At 61.2% G+C, this 17,121-nt stretch carries 13 protein-coding genes; 6 read left to right on the top strand and 7 right to left on the bottom strand.

Annotation, left to right across the window (positions count from 1 at the left end):
- Nucleotides 1-10: 10 nt before the first annotated feature.
- From prpD to K5E37_RS01865, 6 genes are all read right to left on the bottom strand, one after another.
- Nucleotides 11-1,495: a 2-methylcitrate dehydratase gene (gene prpD / locus K5E37_RS01890; RefSeq protein WP_221532970.1), complete on the bottom strand. Its 1,485-nt coding sequence runs from the start codon at nt 1,493-1,495 to the stop codon at nt 11-13.
- A 215-nt stretch (nt 1,496-1,710) separates the two neighbouring features.
- Nucleotides 1,711-2,901 (bottom strand): 2-methylaconitate cis-trans isomerase PrpF, encoded by a 1,191-nt coding sequence (gene prpF / locus K5E37_RS01885; RefSeq protein ID WP_221532969.1) that lies wholly within the window; start codon nt 2,899-2,901, stop codon nt 1,711-1,713.
- A 54-nt stretch (nt 2,902-2,955) separates the two neighbouring features.
- Nucleotides 2,956-5,550: a Fe/S-dependent 2-methylisocitrate dehydratase AcnD gene (gene acnD / locus K5E37_RS01880; RefSeq protein WP_221532968.1), complete on the bottom strand. Its 2,595-nt coding sequence runs from the start codon at nt 5,548-5,550 to the stop codon at nt 2,956-2,958.
- A gap of 204 nt (nt 5,551-5,754) precedes the next feature.
- Nucleotides 5,755-6,882 (bottom strand): 2-methylcitrate synthase, encoded by a 1,128-nt coding sequence (gene prpC / locus K5E37_RS01875; RefSeq protein ID WP_221532967.1) that lies wholly within the window; start codon nt 6,880-6,882, stop codon nt 5,755-5,757.
- 43 nt (nt 6,883-6,925) lie between these two features.
- Nucleotides 6,926-7,816 carry a methylisocitrate lyase gene (prpB, locus tag K5E37_RS01870; protein WP_221399098.1) on the bottom strand — a complete coding sequence of 297 codons (891 nt, stop codon included), beginning with the start codon at nt 7,814-7,816 and terminating at the stop codon, nt 6,926-6,928.
- Nucleotides 7,813-8,535 carry a GntR family transcriptional regulator gene (locus tag K5E37_RS01865; protein WP_173892848.1) on the bottom strand — a complete coding sequence of 241 codons (723 nt, stop codon included), beginning with the start codon at nt 8,533-8,535 and terminating at the stop codon, nt 7,813-7,815. Before K5E37_RS01865 ends, prpB begins: the two co-directional genes overlap by 4 nt.
- 300 nt (nt 8,536-8,835) lie before the next feature.
- Here K5E37_RS01865 and K5E37_RS01860 point away from each other — a divergent pair, with 300 nt between their 5' ends.
- The 4 genes from K5E37_RS01860 to pabB all read left to right on the top strand — a co-directional run bounded on the left by K5E37_RS01860 (nt 8,836) and on the right by pabB (nt 13,467).
- A complete protein-coding gene (locus tag K5E37_RS01860) occupies nt 8,836-9,372 on the top strand; it encodes an ATP-dependent zinc protease (protein ID WP_007951970.1) in 537 nt (178 codons plus the stop codon).
- Nucleotides 9,373-9,377: 5 nt separating this feature from the next.
- Nucleotides 9,378-10,913 carry an inactive transglutaminase family protein gene (locus K5E37_RS01855; RefSeq protein WP_007951967.1) on the top strand — a complete coding sequence of 512 codons (1,536 nt, stop codon included), beginning with the start codon at nt 9,378-9,380 and terminating at the stop codon, nt 10,911-10,913.
- Complete coding sequence (locus tag K5E37_RS01850) at nt 10,913-11,899, top strand: alpha-L-glutamate ligase-like protein (RefSeq protein WP_221532966.1); 987 nt, start codon at nt 10,913-10,915, stop codon at nt 11,897-11,899. Before K5E37_RS01855 ends, K5E37_RS01850 begins: the two co-directional genes overlap by 1 nt.
- Before the next feature lie 224 nt (nt 11,900-12,123).
- Entirely contained in the window at nt 12,124-13,467 is a 1,344-nt protein-coding gene (gene pabB, locus K5E37_RS01845; protein WP_221532965.1) for an aminodeoxychorismate synthase component I, read from the top strand.
- A 56-nt stretch (nt 13,468-13,523) separates the two neighbouring features.
- On the opposite strand, the gene thrH is transcribed toward pabB, so the two are convergent.
- Nucleotides 13,524-14,141 (bottom strand): bifunctional phosphoserine phosphatase/homoserine phosphotransferase ThrH, encoded by a 618-nt coding sequence (gene thrH / locus K5E37_RS01840; RefSeq protein ID WP_221532964.1) that lies wholly within the window; start codon nt 14,139-14,141, stop codon nt 13,524-13,526.
- A 163-nt stretch (nt 14,142-14,304) separates the two neighbouring features.
- Here thrH and K5E37_RS01835 point away from each other — a divergent pair, with 163 nt between their 5' ends.
- Entirely contained in the window at nt 14,305-15,039 is a 735-nt protein-coding gene (locus K5E37_RS01835) for a phosphoadenylyl-sulfate reductase (RefSeq protein ID WP_007960132.1), read from the top strand.
- A 500-nt stretch (nt 15,040-15,539) separates the two neighbouring features.
- Nucleotides 15,540-17,084 (top strand): NCS1 family nucleobase:cation symporter-1, encoded by a 1,545-nt coding sequence (locus tag K5E37_RS01830; RefSeq protein ID WP_085609051.1) that lies wholly within the window; start codon nt 15,540-15,542, stop codon nt 17,082-17,084.
- The last annotated feature ends 37 nt before the right edge of the window (nt 17,085-17,121 follow it).

Below are 17,121 nucleotides of genomic sequence, written 5' to 3'. Positions count from 1 at the left end.
TCCCTCACCCTCAGATAACAAACAAATCGACAAACCGGTTCACCGGCGTGGCCTCAAGCCGCGCCTGATCCTTGCACAACGCAAGAATTTCCCCGCTGCGCTGCCCGGTAAAACGGGTGGCCAGGTTCGCCCTGAACTTGTCCTCCAGCAATGGAATGCCCTCTGCGCGGCGCCGACGGTGTCCGATCGGGTACTCCACCACCACGTTTTCCGTGCTCGAACCGTCCTTGAAAAACACCTGCACCGCGTTGGCAATCGAACGCTTGTCGGCCTCCAGGTATTCACGGGTGAAGCGCGGATCCTCGACGATGACCATTTTCTCGCGCAGCACATCGATGACCGGATGGGCCTTGTGGAAATCATCCTCGTACTGCTCGGCCACCAGATTGCCGAACGCCAGCGGCACGGCGGTCATGTACTGGAGGCAGTGATCGCGGTCGGCGGCATTGGCCAGCGGCCCGACCTTGGAAATGATGCGAATCGCCGATTCGTGGGTGGTGATGACGATCCGGTCGATCTCATGCAGACGATTGCGCACCTGCGGGTGCAGGGTCACGGCGGCTTCGCAGGCGGTTTGCGCGTGGAATTCGGCGGGGAAGCTGATCTTGAACAGCACGTTTTCCATCACGTAACTGCCGAACGGCCGCGAGAAACTGAAGGTGCGTTTGTCTTCGGGCTTGAGCGCCAGATCGTTGTTGGTGTGGCTGAACAATACGTCGTAAAAGCCCCACTGTTTGGCACTCAAGACGCCGGGAATCCCCATTTCGCCGCGCATCGCGATATCCGCCAGCCGCACGCCCCGGCTCGATGCATCCCCTGCCGCCCAGGATTTTCGCGAGCCGGCGTTTGGCGCATGGCGGTACGTGCGCAATGCCTGGCCGTCGGCGAACGCGTGGGACAACGCTGATAGCAGCTGCTCACGGTTGGCGCCCATCAGTTTGGCGGTCACCGCGGTAGAGGCGACTTTCACCAGGATGACGTGGTCGAGGCCTACGCGATTGAACGAGTTTTCCAGCGCGATCACGCCCTGGATTTCGTGGGCCATGATCATGGCTTCGAGTACGTCGCGCACGGTCAGCGGCGCTTCGCCGTTCGCCAGGCGCTTTTGCGACAGGTGATCGGCCACCGCGAGAATACCGCCGAGGTTGTCCGACGGATGCCCCCATTCGGCGGCGAGCCAGGTGTCGTTGTAATCGAGCCAGCGCACGATGCAGCCGATGTCCCACGCGGCTTTTACGGGGTCGAGGCGATAGGAGGTGCCAGGTACTCGTGCGCCGAATGGGACGACGGTGCCTTCGACGATTGGGCCGAGGTGTTTGGTGCACTCGGGGAAACGCAGGGCCAGCAGGCCGCAGCCCAGGGTGTCCATCAGGCAATTGCGGGCGGTGTCGAGGGCTTCGGCGGATTCGATCTTGCAGGTGAGGACGTAATCGGCGATGTCCTGCAGGACACGGTCGTAGTCGGGGCGGTTGTTCAGGTCGACGTTGGCGCTCATGTTCGATTCACTCTTCAAAGTGGTTCGTTGATGGGACCTCGGTTCAGGCTGAGTCTTGGTTTTAAACCATTCTTATTGTTGAAACACAGAACCTGTGGGAGCGGCGGTGCGACGATTCGACTTGCTCGCGAATGGGCCGGCATATCCAGCGTTGATGTTGCCTGATACACCGTTTTCGCGAGCAAGCCCGCTCCCACATTTGGATCTGTGTTACGTCAGAAAGAATCTCCGGGGATGCGTACGTAGCCCTCCATCAGGACGCGCGCACTACGGCTCATAATCGCTTTCTTCACGACCCACTCACCGTTTTCCAGACTCGCCTCAGCCCCGACACGCAACGTCCCGGACGGATGCCCGAACCGCACAGCATTGCGTTCAACACCGCCAGCCGCCAGATTCACCAAAGTGCCGGAAATCGCTGCCGCGGTGCCAATCGCCACCGCCGCCGTCCCCATCATCGCGTGGTGCAGCTTGCCCATCGACAACGCCCGCACCAGCAAATCCACATCCCCGGCGCCAATGGCTTTGCCACTGGACGCGACGTAATCCGCAGGCTTGGCGACAAACGCAACCTTCGGCGTGTGTTGTCGCTTGGCCGCCTCATCCAGATTCGAAATCAGCCCCATGCGCAGCGCGCCATAAGCACGAATCGTCTCGAACATCTGCAACGCTTTCGGATCGCTGTTGATCGCGCTCTGCAGTTCGGTGCCGGTGTAACCGATGTCTTCGGCGTTGACGAAGATCGTCGGGATACCCGCGTTGATCATGGTCGCCTTGAACGTGCCGACGCCCGGGACTTCCAGCTCATCGATCAGGTTGCCGGTGGGGAACATCGAGCCCCCGCCGCCCTCTTCTTCCGCCGCCGGGTCCATGAACTCGACCTGGACTTCAGCAGCCGGAAAGGTCACGCCGTCGAGTTCGAAATCACCGGTTTCCTGGACTTCGCCGTTGGTGATCGGCACGTGGGCAATGATGGTCTTGCCGATGTTGGCCTGCCACACGCGAACCACCGCCACGCCGTTGTGCGGGATGCGGCTGGCGTCCACCAGACCGTTGCTGATGGCGAACGAACCGACCGCCGCCGACAGGTTGCCGCAATTGCCGCTCCAGTCCACGAACGGCTTGTCGATGGACACCTGACCGAACAGGTAATCGACGTCGTGATCGGCCTTGATGCTTTTCGACAGGATCACGGTTTTGCTGGTACTGGACGTGGCGCCGCCCATGCCGTCGATCTGCTTGTCGTACGGGTCGGGGCTGCCGATTACCCGCAGCAACAGCGCATCGCGGGTCGGGCCGGGAATCTGCGCGGCTTCGGGCAAATCCTTGAGGCTGAAAAACACGCCTTTGCTGGTGCCGCCACGCATGTAGGTGGCGGGGATCTTTATTTGCGGTGCGTGAGCCATGGTGCTCCTTAACGAAGGCATTGGACTTGAAGTCCCATGCCCACATCAGTTGATTTAAACGGCAACCGCCGACTCTTCGAGGAAGTCCTGAGCGAAGCGCTGCAACACGCCGCCGGCCTCGTAGATCGACACTTCTTCGGCAGTGTCGAGGCGGCAGGTCACCGGCACGTCGACGCGCTCGCCGTTCTTGCGATGAATTACCAGCGTCAGGTCGGCGCGCGGCGTGCGCTCGCCGATCACGTCGTAGGTTTCGCTGCCGTCGATACCCAGCGTCTTGCGGTCGGTGCCCGGTTTGAATTCCAGCGGCAACACGCCCATGCCCACCAGGTTGGTACGGTGAATGCGCTCGAAACCTTCCGCGGCGATCGCTTCCACACCCGCCAGACGCACGCCTTTGGCCGCCCAGTCGCGGGAAGAACCCTGACCGTAGTCGGCGCCGGCGATGATGATCAGCGGCTGCTTGCGTTCCATGTAGGTTTCGATGGCTTCCCACATGCGCATCACTTGGCCTTCCGGCTCGACACGGGCCAGCGAACCCTGCTTGACCTTGCCGTTTTCCACGACCATTTCGTTGAACAGTTTCGGGTTGGCAAACGTTGCGCGCTGCGCGGTCAGGTGGTCGCCACGGTGGGTCGCGTAAGAGTTGAAGTCCTCTTCCGGCAGGCCCATTTTCGCCAGGTATTCGCCGGCGGCGCTGTCGAGCATGATCGCGTTCGACGGCGACAGGTGATCGGTGGTGATGTTGTCCGGCAGCACCGCCAGCGGGCGCATGCCTTTGAGCGGACGAGCCCCGGCGAGCGCGCCTTCCCAGTACGGCGGACGGCGGATGTAGGTGCTCATTTCTCGCCAGTCGTACAGCGGCGTGACTTTCGGGCCGGTGTCTTCATGGATGGCGAACATCGGGATGTAGACCTGACGGAACTGCTCAGGCTTGACCGAAGATTTCACCACCGCGTCGATTTCTTCGTCGCTCGGCCAGATGTCTTTCAGGCGGATTTCCTTGCCGTCGACCACGCCCAGCACATCTTTTTCGATATCGAAACGGATGGTGCCAGCAATCGCGTAAGCCACCACCAGCGGCGGCGAAGCGAGGAACGCCTGCTTGGCGTACGGGTGAATCCGGCCGTCGAAGTTGCGGTTGCCGGACAGCACAGCGGTGGCGTACAGATCGCGGTCGATGATCTCTTGCTGGATCACCGGATCCAGCGCGCCGGACATGCCGTTGCAGGTGGTGCAGGCAAAGGCGACAACGCCGAAACCGAGTTGCTCCAGCTCCGTGGTCAGCCCCGCTTCATCGAGGTACAGCGCCACGGTTTTCGAGCCCGGCGCCAGCGACGACTTGACCCACGGTTTGCGGGTCAGCCCGAGTTTGTTGGCGTTGCGCGCCAGCAGGCCGGCGGCGATCACGTTGCGTGGGTTGCTGGTGTTGGTGCAACTGGTGATGGCCGCGATGATCACCGCGCCGTCAGGCATTTGCCCCGGCACGTCTTCCCATTGGCCGGCGATGCCTTTGGCCGCCAGATCCGACACCGCCACGCGGGCGTGCGGGTTGCTCGGGCCGGCCATGTTGCGCACCACCGAAGACAGATCGAAGGTCAGGCCGCGCTCGTACTGCGCGCCTTTCAGGCTGTCAGCCCACAGGCCGATCTGCCTGGCGTATTGCTCGACCAGTTGCACTTGCTGGTCTTCGCGACCGGTGAGTTTCAGGTAATCGATGGTCTGCTGGTCGATGTAGAACATCGCCGCCGTGGCGCCGTACTCCGGGGCCATGTTGGAGATGGTCGCGCGGTCGCCGAGGGTCAGTGCCGAAGCACCTTCGCCGAAGAACTCCAGCCACGCACCGACCACTTTCTGTTTGCGCAGGTATTCGGTCAGCGCCAGCACCATGTCGGTGGCGGTGATGCCCGGTTGCAGCTTGCCGGTCAGTTCGACGCCGACGCTTTCCGGCAGGCGCATCCACGACGCGCGGCCGAGCATCACGCTCTCGGCTTCGAGACCACCGACACCAATGGCAATCACGCCCAGCGCATCGACATGCGGGGTGTGGCTGTCGGTGCCGACGCAGGTGTCCGGGAACGCCACGCCGTCGCGCACCTGAATCACCGGCGACATTTTCTCCAGGTTGATCTGGTGCATGATGCCGTTGCCCGGCGGGATCACGTCGACGTTCTTGAACGCCTTTTTGGTCCAGTTGATGAAGTGGAAGCGGTCTTCGTTGCGACGGTCTTCGATGGCGCGGTTCTTCTCGAACGCCTGCTTGTCAAAACCGCCCGCTTCCACCGCCAGCGAGTGGTCGACGATCAGTTGCGTCGGCACCACCGGGTTGACCTGCGCCGGGTCGCCGCCCTGCTGGGCAATCGCGTCACGCAGGCCGGCCAGATCCACCAGCGCGGTCTGGCCGAGAATGTCGTGGCACACCACGCGGGCCGGGAACCACGGGAAGTCGAGATCGCGTTTGCGCTCGATCAGTTGTTTCAGGGAATCGGTGAGCGTGGCCGGGTCGCAGCGACGCACGAGGTTTTCCGCCAGCACGCGAGAGGTGTACGGCAGGGTGTCGTAGCTGCCGGGCTGGATCGCATCGACAGCCGCACGGACGTCGAAAAAGTCCAGCGGCGTGCCGGGCAGGTTCTTGCGAAATTCTGTGTTCATCGGTCAGGACTCGGTCACGGTGATAACAAGGGGTAGGCGCGGCACCAGTACTGAATGAACTCAGTCAAATGTGGGAGCGGGCTTGCTCGCGAAAGCGATGTATCAGTCGACATCAATGTTGGATGTCAGTCCGTCTTCGCGAGCAAGCCCGCTCCCACATAGGTTTCCGGTTCATTCAGCAACTTGCGGGGTCGCCCCCACCATTCAGCGACGTTCGATTGGCACGAACTTGCGCTGTTCGACGCCGGTGTACTCGGCGCTTGGACGGATGATGCGGTTGTTGGCGCGCTGTTCGAACACGTGCGCTGCCCAGCCGGTCAGGCGCGAGCAGACGAAGATCGGGGTGAACAGCTTGGTCGGGATGCCCATGAAGTGGTACGCCGAGGCATGGTAGAAGTCGGCGTTGGGGAACAGTTTCTTTTGCTCCCACATGGTCTTGTCGATGGCCTCCGAGACGGCGAACAACACCTTGTCGCCCACTTCGTCGGCGAGCTTTTTCGACCAACCCTTGATCACCTCGTTGCGCGGATCGCTGTCCTTATAGATCGCGTGGCCGAAGCCCATGATCTTGTCCTTGCGTTCGAGCATGCCGAGGGTGCCCTTGATCGCCTCTTCCGGCGACGAGAAGCGCTCGATCATTTCCATCGCCGCTTCGTTGGCGCCGCCGTGCAGCGGGCCGCGCAGCGAACCGATGGCTGCCGTGACGCAGGAATACAGGTCGGACAGGGTCGAAGCGCACACCCGAGCGGTGAAGGTCGAGGCGTTGAATTCGTGCTCGGCGTAGAGGATCAGCGACACGTTCATCACCTTGACGTGCAGTTCGCTCGGCTTCTTGTCGTGCAGCAGGTGCAGGAAGTGGCCGCCGATGGACTGCTCGTCCGTCACGCAATTGATGCGTTTGCCGTCGTGGCTGAAGCGATACCAGTAGCACATGATCGCCGGGAACGCGGCCAGCAGGCGGTCGGTCTTGTCGCGTTGCTCGGAGAAGTCTTTCTCCGGCTCGATGTTGCCCAGGAACGAGCAACCGGTGCGCATCACGTCCATCGGGTGAGCGTCGGCGGGGATGCGTTCCAGCACTTCTTTCAGCGCTTGCGGCAGGTCGCGCAGCTTGCTGAGTTTGTTCTGGTAGTCGGCGAGCTGTGCCTTGGTCGGCAGCTCTCCGTAGAGCAGCAGGTATGCCACTTCTTCAAATTGTGCGTCTGCTGCCAGTTCGCGTACGTCGTAGCCGCGATAGGTCAGCCCGGCACCGGCCTGGCCCACGGTGGACAGTGCGGTTTGCCCGGCAACCTGGCCCCGGAGCCCGGCGCCACTGAGTACTTTTGCTTCGGCCATTGTTGTCTCCAATCTTGAATTTATTAGGGAGTACGGTTGCGGCTTACTTCTTCGCCGCAAACAACGCGTCGAGCTTCTGCTCGAAGGTGTGGTAATCGATGCGATCGTAGAGCTCCATGCGAGTCTGCATGGTGTCGATGACATTCTGCTGAGTGCCGTCGCGGCGGATCGCGGTGTAGACGTTTTCCGCCGCCTTGTTCATCGCGCGGAACGCCGACAGCGGGTACAGCACCAGCGATACATCGGCGCCGGCCAGTTGCTCGGTGGTGTACAGCGGCGTCGAGCCGAATTCGGTGATGTTGGCCAGGATCGGCGCTTTCACGCGGCTGGCGAACAGCTTGTACATATCGAGTTCAGTGATGGCTTCCGGGAAGATCATGTCGGCGCCGGCCTCGATGCACGCGGCGGCGCGATCCAGTGCCGATTCCAGACCTTCAACGGCCAGGGCGTCGGTGCGGGCCATGATCACGAAGCTGTCGTCGGTGCGGGCATCGACGGCGGCCTTGATGCGGTCGACCATTTCCTGCTGGGTCACGATCTCTTTGTTCGGACGGTGGCCGCAGCGTTTGGCGCCGACCTGGTCTTCGATGTGAATCGCTGCTGCGCCGAACTTGATCATCGACTTGACGGTGCGGGCCACGTTGAACGCCGAGGCGCCGAAACCGGTGTCCACGTCCACCAGCAGCGGCAGGTCGCAGACGTCGGTGATGCGGCGCACGTCGGTCAGCACGTCATCCAGGCCGGTGATGCCCAGATCCGGCACGCCGAGGGAGCCGGCAGCCACCCCGCCACCCGACAGGTAGATCGCCTTGAAACCGGCGCGCTTGGCCAGCAGCGCATGGTTGGCGTTGATCGCCCCGACCACTTGCAGCGGATGTTCGCTGGCGACCGCATCGCGGAAACGCTGGCCTGGAGTGCTCTTGTTGGAACTCATGACTCACCTCGTTCAGTGGCTGTCTTATTGTCGGCGCCGTCCTGGTAGTGACGGGCGATGTTGCGTTTCGAGGCGCCGATGTGACGGCGCATCAACAATTCCGCGAGCTCGCCGTCACGGTCGGCGATGGCATCGAGAATCCGGTGGTGTTCGGCAAAGGCCTGGCGCGGGCGGTTGGGCGTGGTGGAAAACTGGATGCGGTACATGCGCACCAGTTGATAAAGCTCGCCGCAAAGCATCTGGGTCAGGGTGCGGTTGCCGCTGCCCTGGATAATCCGGTAGTGAAAGTCGAAGTCGCCTTCCTGCTGGTAGTAGCCGACACCGGCCTGAAACGCCGCATCGCGTTCGTGGGTTTCCAGCACCCGGCGCAGTTCGTCGATTTCTTCAACGCTCATGCGTTCGGCCGCCAGACGGCAGGCCATGCCTTCGAGGGATTCGCGGATTTCGTAGAGTTCGAGCAATTCGGCGTGGCTCAGCGACACCACCCGCGCACCGACGTGCGGCACGCGCACCAGCAGACGCTGGCCTTCCAGCCGATGGATCGCCTCGCGCAGCGGACCGCGGCTGATGCCGTAGGTGCGCGCCAGTTCCGGCTCGGAGATCTTGCTGCCCGGGGCGATCTCGCCTTTGACGATGGCCGCCTGGATGCGCCGGAAGACGTTTTCCGAGAGCGTCTCGGAATCGTCGCCGTTGATCACCGGGGGATCGAGTTGATCCAGCATATTGTCGACACCTTCAAATCCAATGCGGCAAAAACTAGCGAATCAGCCCGCACCAGTCAAAGGATAAATACAGATTGTCGACAATCGTCTAATAAGCCTTCATCTCAGCCCCAAGGGTTATAGACCGGTCCCGGCGCTGGCGCCATAAAACCACCGTGCTAGAATGCCGCCCGCATTTGCGAGTCATTTGCACGGCTTGTCATAAAAAGCTGATAGGCACACGAAGGCGCATGGGCAGACAGGATTTCCTGATGCCATGGCCCTGAACCGAGAACGGAACGCTGCTCGCCAGGATTTATGAGACTCAAGCCCTTCCCCACATTCTTTGCACTGTTTTGCCTGCCCGGCCTCGCCGTGGCGGGGGAAAAGACCGTGTACGGCCTCAACGAATACGCTGCCCTCGACGGGATCAACCTGGAAGTGGCGGCGAAACTCGACACCGGGGCGAAAACCGCCTCGCTGAGCGCCCGCGACATCAAACGCTTCAAACGCAACGGCGAGTCCTGGGTACGTTTCTACCTGGCCATCGACGCCGCGCATTCGCACCCGATCGAACGGCCGCTGGCCCGGGTCAGCAAGATCAAGCGCCGCGCCGGCGACTACGATCCGGAGGAAGGCAAGAAGTACACCGCCCGCCCGGTGATCGAGCTGGACATCTGCATGGGTTCGGCAATGCGCAGCATCGAAGTGAACCTGACCGACCGTAGTGCGTTCCAATACCCGCTTTTGATCGGCTCCGAGGCGCTGAAACGCTTCGATGCGCTGGTCGATCCCAGTCTTAAATACGCTGCCGGCAAACCCGCCTGCGCCATCGCCGCTCATACCGCCGAGTAATTTCCATGCGTTCTCTAACCTTCCACCTGAAAGTCCTGATCACCATCCTGGTGCTGCTGGGCGTTTCGGTTACGGCCTATCAGATTTTCGTGCTCGGCATTCCAGTGACCGAAGACGCCACCGACGACCTGTGGAACATCGACGCCAAGGTCGAGTTCGTCGCCAGCACCAAGGATCCGGTCAAGATCCAGATGTTCGTGCCGCCCCTGAGCCGCGATTACGTCAGCCTCAATGAAAGCTTTATCTCCAACAACTACGGCGTGGCGGTCAACCGCGTCGACGGCAACCGCAAGGTCACCTGGTCGGCGCGCCGGGCCAAGGGCAACCAGACCCTTTATTACCGTCTGGTGCTGACCAAGCGTTACACCGCCGAAAAAACCAAGATCAAAGGCCCGACCTTCCGCGACAGCATGGCCATCGAAGGCCCGGAAAAGATCGCCGCCGAAGCCCTGCTCGCCCCGATCCGCCAGCACTCGGCCGACGTCGAGACCTTCATTGGCGAGGCGATCAAACGCGTCAACAACGTCAACGACGACAACGTAAAACTGCTGCTGGCCGGCGATCCGTCGACGCCGCACAAAGCCAAAATCGTCGAGCTGCTGCTGTCCATCGCCCACGTGCCGGTGGAGAAAGTCCACACCATCCGCCTCGTCGCCGATCAACCGCAAACTCCGGAACTGTGGCTGCGCAGCTTCAACGGCACCGACTGGCTGTATTTCAACCCGGAAACCGGCGAGCAAGGCCTGCCGACCGACCGCCTGCTGTGGTGGAGCGGTGATGAAAACCTGATCACCGTCGACGGCGGCAAGAAAGCCAACGTGACCTTCAGCCTCAACAACAGCGAGATGAACGCAATTCGTCTGGCCAAGCTGACCGACGAGAATACCGACGCCAACTTCCTCGAATACTCGCTGTACGGCCTGCCGCTGCAAACCCAGCAGACCTTCATGATCATGGTGATGATCCCGATCGGCGTGCTGGTGATCCTGATCCTGCGCAACCTGATCGGCCTGCAGACCCTCGGCACCTTTACGCCGGTGCTGATCGCCCTGGCCTTCCGCGAGACACAACTGGGCTTCGGCATCCTGCTGTTTACCGTGATCACCGCGCTCGGGTTATCGCTGCGCTCGTATCTGGAACACCTGAAGCTGCAAATGCTGCCGCGCCTGTCGGTGGTGCTGACCTTCGTGGTGGTGCTGATTGCGGCGATTAGTCTGTTCAGTCACAAGCTCGGTCTGGAGCGTGGCCTGTCGGTGGCGCTGTTCCCGATGGTGATTCTGACCATGACCATCGAACGCCTGTCGATCACCTGGGAAGAACGCGGCGCCAGCCATGCCATGAAAGTGGCGATCGGCACGCTGTTCGCAGCGTCCCTGGCGCACCTGATCATGACCGTTCCGGAGCTGGTGTACTTCGTGTTCACCTTCCCGGCGATCCTGCTGATTCTGGTGGGCTTCATGCTGGCCATGGGTCGTTATCGCGGTTATCGCCTGACTGAACTCGTACGTTTCAAGGCTTTCCTGAAGAAGGCTGACGCCTGATGTTCGGTTTCTGGAAGACCTGGAAGGCCCTGGAAGCCCGGGGCATCATGGGCATCAATCGGCGTAACGCCGACTACGTGCTCAAGTACAACAAGCGCAGCCTGTACCCGATCGTCGATGACAAGATCATCACCAAGGAACGCGCGATCAAGGCCGGCATTCACGTGCCGGAACTGTATGGCGTGATTTCCACGGAGAAGGAAATCGACAAGCTCGGCGAGATCATCGGCGGGCGCAACGACTTCGTGATCAAGCCGGCCCAGGGCGCCGGCGGTGACGGCATCATCGTGGTCGCCGACCGTTTCGAGGGCCGCTATCGCACGGTGTCGGGCAAGATCATTGCCCACGAAGAGCTGGAGCATCACATCTCCAGCATCCTCACCGGCCTGTATTCGCTGGGCGGCCACCGCGACCGGGCGCTGATCGAATACCGGGTGACCCCGGACCAGATCTTCAAGAGCATCAGCTACGAAGGCGTGCCGGACATCCGCATCATCGTGCTGATGGGTTACCCGGTGATGGCGATGCTGCGGCTGCCGACCCGTCAATCCGGCGGCAAGGCCAACCTGCACCAGGGCGCCATCGGCGTCGGCGTCGACCTGGCCACCGGCCTGACACTGCGCGGCACCTGGCTGAACAACATCATCACCAAACACCCGGACACCACCAACGCGGTGGACGGCGTGCAACTGCCCTACTGGGACGGTTTCATGAAGCTCGCCGCCGGTTGCTATGAGCTGTGTGGCCTGGGGTACATCGGCGTGGACATGGTGCTGGACCAGGAGAAAGGCCCGCTGATTCTGGAGCTGAATGCGCGGCCGGGGCTGAATATCCAGATTGCCAATGATTGCGGGCTGACGTTGCGTACCCATGCGGTGGAAGCGCATCTGGAAGAGCTGAAGGCGCGCGGCGTGACGGAGTCGGTTGAAGAGCGGGTGGCGTTTGCTCAGGAATTGTTTGGGCATATTCCGGCGATCGAGGGCTGACAGCCCACGACGATCGTTCCCACGCTCCGCGTGGTAACGCCGCCATGGACGCTCCGCGTCCACTGTGACGCGGAGCGTCACGGGATGCATTCCCACGCAGAGCGTGGGAACGATCAAGCGCAATACCTGCCGCCAATCTGCCAATCCCCGACATCCCCTCTAGGAGCAATTCCCGGAGGGGACTACAATCCCCACCCCGCCTCGATGGCCGATCTGCCCCGCCCATGTTGACCTGTTCCGTACACCCGCTGCCCTATCGCGCCAACCCCGCCGACTATTTCGCGGCCGTCCGCCATGCGCCCGGCGCCGTGCTGCTCGACAGTGGCCGGCCGAGTGCCGACCGTGGCCGTTATGACCTGCTCAGTGCCTGGCCGCTGGAACAACTGGCGGTATTGCCGGACGAGCGCGGGGAAGATTTCCTGCAACGTCTGCGGGACAATCTGACCCGTTTGGGCGATGCGCAATTGCCCGACGGGTACGAATTGCCCTTCGCCGGCGGCCTGATCGGTTACCTGAGCTACGACTTCGGTCGGCATCTGGAAAACCTGCCAAGTCAGGCCCGGGATGATCTGCAATTGCCCGATGCGCGATTTGGCCTGTACGACTGGGCCTTGATCAGCGATCACCAATCGGCAACCAGCCAACTGGTGTTCCACCCCTCGGTCAGCGCCAGCGAGAAACAGCGGCTGATCGATGTATTCAGCCAACCGGTGGGCACGGAACTGACCCCGTTCAAGCTGAACAGCCCGATGGCGGCAGATCTTTCAGCCGACGATTACCGTCAGGCCTTCGAACGCATCCAGCATTACATCCAGGCCGGTGACTGCTATCAGGTCAACTTCGCCCAGCGCTTCCGCGCGCCGTGCCAGGGTGATCCATGGCTGGCCTACTGCAAATTGCGCGAAGCATGCCCGACGCCGTTTTCCGGTTTCCAAAGCCTGCCCGACGGCAACGCGGTACTGAGCCTGTCACCCGAGCGTTTCGTCAAAGTCAGCCAGCGTCAGGTGGAAACCCGCCCGATCAAGGGCACCCGCCCCCGTGGCGCGACCCCGGCCGAAGACGCGGCGAACGCCGCCGAACTGCTGGCCAGCCCCAAGGACCGCGCGGAAAACCTGATGATCGTCGACCTGCTGCGCAACGACCTGGGCCGCACTTGCCGCATCGGCTCGGTGCGGGTGCCGGAGTTGTTCAGCCTGGAAAGTTATCCGAACGTGCATCACCTGGTCAGCAGCGTGACCGGCGAGCTGGCGGAAGATCGCGACGCTCTGAATCTGATTGCCGGCAGCTTCCCCGGCGGCTCGATCACCGGCGCGCCGAAGATTCGCGCGATGCAGATCATCGACGAACTCGAACCGACCCGACGTGGGTTGTATTGCGGTTCGTTGCTGTATCTGGATGTGCGTGGCGAGATGGACAGTTCCATCGCCATTCGCAGTCTGCTGGTGAAGGATGGACAGGTGTGCTGCTGGGGCGGTGGCGGGATCGTCGCTGACTCGGACTGGCAGGCGGAGTATCAGGAGTCAATTACCAAGGTCAGGGTTCTGCTCGAAACCTTGCAGAACCTTTAACCATTGATCGCTTGATGATCGTTCCCACGCTCCGCGTGGGAACGATCATGTGGTGGCTACAAAGTCAGATCGCGGTTCGAAGCCTTGAGAAACTCCTGCTTCAACTCCGCAAATGTATGCACCGCCGGAAACTGCGGAAACTCGCGAATCACGTTATCCGGCGCATGGAACAGAATCCCCGCATCCGCTTCGCCCAGCATGCTGGTGTCGTTGTAGGAATCCCCCGCCGCAATCACCCGGTAATACAAGCCCTTGAAAGCCAGGACCGACTGACGTTTCGGATCTTTCTGACGCAATTGGTAGCTGGTCACCCGCCCGCTGTCATCGGTAATCAGTCGATGGCAAAGCAAAGTCGGAAAGCCCAGCTGACGCATCAGTGGCTGGGAAAACTCGTAGAACGTGTCCGACAGAATCACCACCTGAAACCGCTCGCGCAGCCAGTTGACGAACTCCACCGCGCCCTCCAGCGGCTTGAGGGTGGCGATCACTTCCTGGATGTCCGAAAGCTTCAGGCCATGCTCGTCGAGGATGCGCAGGCGCTGCTTCATCAGCACGTCGTAGTCGGGAATGTCCCGGGTGGTGGCCTTGAGCGATTCGATTCCGGTTTTTTCGGCGAAGGCGATCCAGATTTCCGGCACCAGCACCCCTTCAAGATCAAGACAGGCGATTTCCACAAGACACTCCCGTTTGTAATGTTTATTGAGTCGAGCGAGCCCGAACTCTAGCGGCTCGACCTGGACCGCGCAACGCAGAGGCCGCCCCGGCGCGCGTTGCTTTTTGTTACCATCGCCGCCATATAGAGCGCCCAGCGCCACCGACCTGTAGGAAGCCGCCCTGATGAGCCCAACGTTCGACGTCGTGGAACTCGCCACGACCTATGCCAACAAATCCGCGCAGGACATCCTCAAACTCGCGTTCGCCGAGTTCGGCGATGACCTGTGGATATCTTTCAGCGGCGCCGAGGATGTAGTGCTGGTGGACATGGCCTGGAAGCTGAACAAGAACGTCAAGGTGTTCAGTCTCGACACCGGCCGCCTGCATCCGGAAACCTACCGCTTCATCGATCAGGTGCGCGAGCACTACAAGATCGACATAGAACTGGTCTCGCCGGACTACACGAAACTTGAACCGTTCGTGAAGGAAAAAGGCCTGTTCAGCTTCTACAAGGACGGCCATGGCGAATGCTGCGGGATCCGCAAGATCGAGCCGTTGCGCCGCAAGCTGTCCGGCGTCAAGGCCTGGGCCACCGGCCAGCGCCGCGATCAAAGCCCTGGCACCCGCAGTGCCGTGGCGGTGATGGAAATCGATACAGCGTTCTCCACCCCGGAGCGCACCCTGTACAAATTCAACCCGCTGGCGCAGATGACCAGCGAGGAAATCTGGGGCTACATCCGCATGCTGGAGCTGCCGTACAACAGCCTGCATGAGCGCGGTTTCATCAGCATCGGCTGCGAACCGTGCACCCGCCCTGTCCTGCCGAACCAGCACGAACGCGAAGGCCGCTGGTGGTGGGAAGAAGCGACCCAGAAAGAATGCGGGTTGCATGCCGGGAATATCATCAGCAAGGCATAACCCCTGATGCCCCGTGGGAGCAAATCAGCTCCCATAGTGTTCTCGACCCGCCCTGAAAATGTGTACACACGAATGTCACCATCGGTGCCATTTATGTGTGCACTTTTCGTTTCTGCGCCCTGAAAAGTTACATCAAGCTCCAAAAACACTCCCTCCCTGCGCCCGCCAAAAAACCTCCTGAAAAATAAATACCTGTTCGAACGGTCAATTTATATCGCCCGTAATTCAACGACTTGGCGCGCCTCAATAACTTTTCGAAATCAGCGGTGGTTTTCATAGATCGCTGGCTGGCACAGATCTGGCTTTAGTGCATACATGTTTTGTATACAAAACCGCAAAACATGAACCCACACTTTCGATCCGCAAGCCTGAAGCGCCCTATCCCGTACAGGCTGCAGATGCCCCGTAACCAGTGATGTTTTCACCGCCGCGACGAAGATCTGCCGAGCCCGAACGCTCATGCACAGTCATCGTGGCCCGAACATCAGGAGCCTGCCGGAATGCGTACGAGTCTCTCCAATAACAACATCGCGCTGAATCTGCCCGCCTCTTCACCCCTCGACCACAGCGTGCCCGGTGATGGCATCGCCGAACCGCTGCAACTGAGCCCGCGTCTGCACAACAGTGACCTCGCGCCGACCAAGGTCGAAGGACGGCGCTGGGGCAAGTACAGCATCTTTGCCCTGTGGACCAACGATGTGCACAACATCGCCAACTACTCGTTTGCCATCGGTCTGTACGCCCTGGGCCTGGGTGGCTGGCAGATTCTGCTGTCGTTGGGGATCGGCGCGGCGCTGGTGTATTTCTTCATGAACCTGTCCGGTTACATGGGGCAGAAAACCGGCGTGCCGTTTCCGGTGATCAGCCGGATCAGTTTCGGCATTCACGGGGCACAGATTCCTGCATTGATCCGGGCGGTGATCGCCATCGCCTGGTTCGGCATTCAGACGTACCTGGCGTCGGTGGTGTTTCGCGTGTTGCTCACGGCGATCCATCCCGGTTTCGCCGACTACGACCACAACTCGATCCTCGGCCTGTCGAGCCTGGGCTGGGTGTGTTTCGTGGCGATCTGGTTTGTGCAGCTGGCGATCCTCGCCTACGGCATGGAAATGGTCCGCCGCTACGAAGCCTTCGCCGGGCCGGTGATTCTGCTGACCGTTGCCTGCCTCGCCGCGTGGATGTACACCCAGGCCAACGCGACCATCGCCTGGTCGATCCGCGAACCGCTGACCGGCGGCGAGATGTGGCGCAACATCTTTGCCGGCGGCGCCTTGTGGCTGGCGATCTACGGCACGCTAATCCTCAATTTCTGCGATTTCGCCCGCTCTTCACCGTGCCGCAAGACGATCAAGATCGGAAACTTCTGGGGCCTGCCGGTCAATATTCTGGTGTTCGCCGGGATCACCGTCCTGCTGTGCGGCGCGCAATTTCAGATCAACGGCCGGATCATCGAAAGCCCGACCGAGATCATTGCGTCGATTCCCAACACGTTCTTTCTGGTGCTCGGTTGCCTGGCGTTCCTGATCGTCACCGTGGCGGTGAACATCATGGCCAACTTCGTCGCCCCGGCCTTCGTGCTCAGCAACCTGGCGCCGAAATACCTGACCTTCCGCCGAGCCGGGCTGATCAGCGCCACCATCGCCGTGCTGATCCTGCCGTGGAACCTCTACAACAGCCCGCTGGTGATCGTGTATTTCCTGTCCGGCCTCGGCGCCCTGCTCGGCCCGTTGTACGGCGTGATCATGGTCGACTACTGGCTGATCCGCAAAGGCCGGATCCACGTGCCGCAGCTGTACAGCGAAAACCCGAACGGCGCGTATTACTACAGCCGCGGGGTCAATCTGCGGGCGGTGGCGGCGTTCATTCCCGCCGCGCTGATCGCGATCGTTCTGGCGCTGGTGCCGGGCTTCCACAGCGTTTCGCCCTTCTCCTGGCTGATCGGCGCCGGCATTGCCGGGATGCTCTATCTGATCATCGCCAAACGCCAGCCGCACTACGCCGATGTCGACGGTGAAGCCATCGCCGTCGACAACGTCAGCCACTGAATCTTTTGGCGGCCCCTCGCGGGGCCGCAGAACCAAC

The organism is Pseudomonas sp. RIT778 (assembly GCF_019718735.1).
GTDB classification, from domain to species: Bacteria; Pseudomonadota; Gammaproteobacteria; order Pseudomonadales; family Pseudomonadaceae; genus Aquipseudomonas; species Aquipseudomonas aphyarum.
Note: the sequence above shows the minus strand (reverse complement) of the source record. Positions and strands in the feature narration are given on the sequence as shown.

What these genes read in the sequence shown, in the direction of transcription:
- prpD (WP_221532970.1), bottom strand. Translation starts at nt 1,495, where the DNA reads ATGAGCGCCAACGTCGACCTGAACAACCGCCCCGACTACGACCGTGTC.
- prpF (WP_221532969.1), bottom strand. Translation starts at nt 2,901, where the DNA reads ATGGCTCACGCACCGCAAATAAAGATCCCCGCCACCTACATGCGTGGC.
- acnD (WP_221532968.1), bottom strand. Translation starts at nt 5,550, where the DNA reads ATGAACACAGAATTTCGCAAGAACCTGCCCGGCACGCCGCTGGACTTT.
- prpC (WP_221532967.1), bottom strand. Translation starts at nt 6,882, where the DNA reads ATGGCCGAAGCAAAAGTACTCAGTGGCGCCGGGCTCCGGGGCCAGGTT.
- prpB (WP_221399098.1), bottom strand. Translation starts at nt 7,816, where the DNA reads ATGAGTTCCAACAAGAGCACTCCAGGCCAGCGTTTCCGCGATGCGGTC.
- K5E37_RS01860 (WP_007951970.1), top strand. Translation starts at nt 8,836, where the DNA reads ATGAGACTCAAGCCCTTCCCCACATTCTTTGCACTGTTTTGCCTGCCC.
- K5E37_RS01855 (WP_007951967.1), top strand. Translation starts at nt 9,378, where the DNA reads ATGCGTTCTCTAACCTTCCACCTGAAAGTCCTGATCACCATCCTGGTG.
- K5E37_RS01850 (WP_221532966.1), top strand. Translation starts at nt 10,913, where the DNA reads ATGTTCGGTTTCTGGAAGACCTGGAAGGCCCTGGAAGCCCGGGGCATC.
- pabB (WP_221532965.1), top strand. Translation starts at nt 12,124, where the DNA reads ATGTTGACCTGTTCCGTACACCCGCTGCCCTATCGCGCCAACCCCGCC.
- K5E37_RS01835 (WP_007960132.1), top strand. Translation starts at nt 14,305, where the DNA reads ATGAGCCCAACGTTCGACGTCGTGGAACTCGCCACGACCTATGCCAAC.
- K5E37_RS01830 (WP_085609051.1), top strand. Translation starts at nt 15,540, where the DNA reads ATGCGTACGAGTCTCTCCAATAACAACATCGCGCTGAATCTGCCCGCC.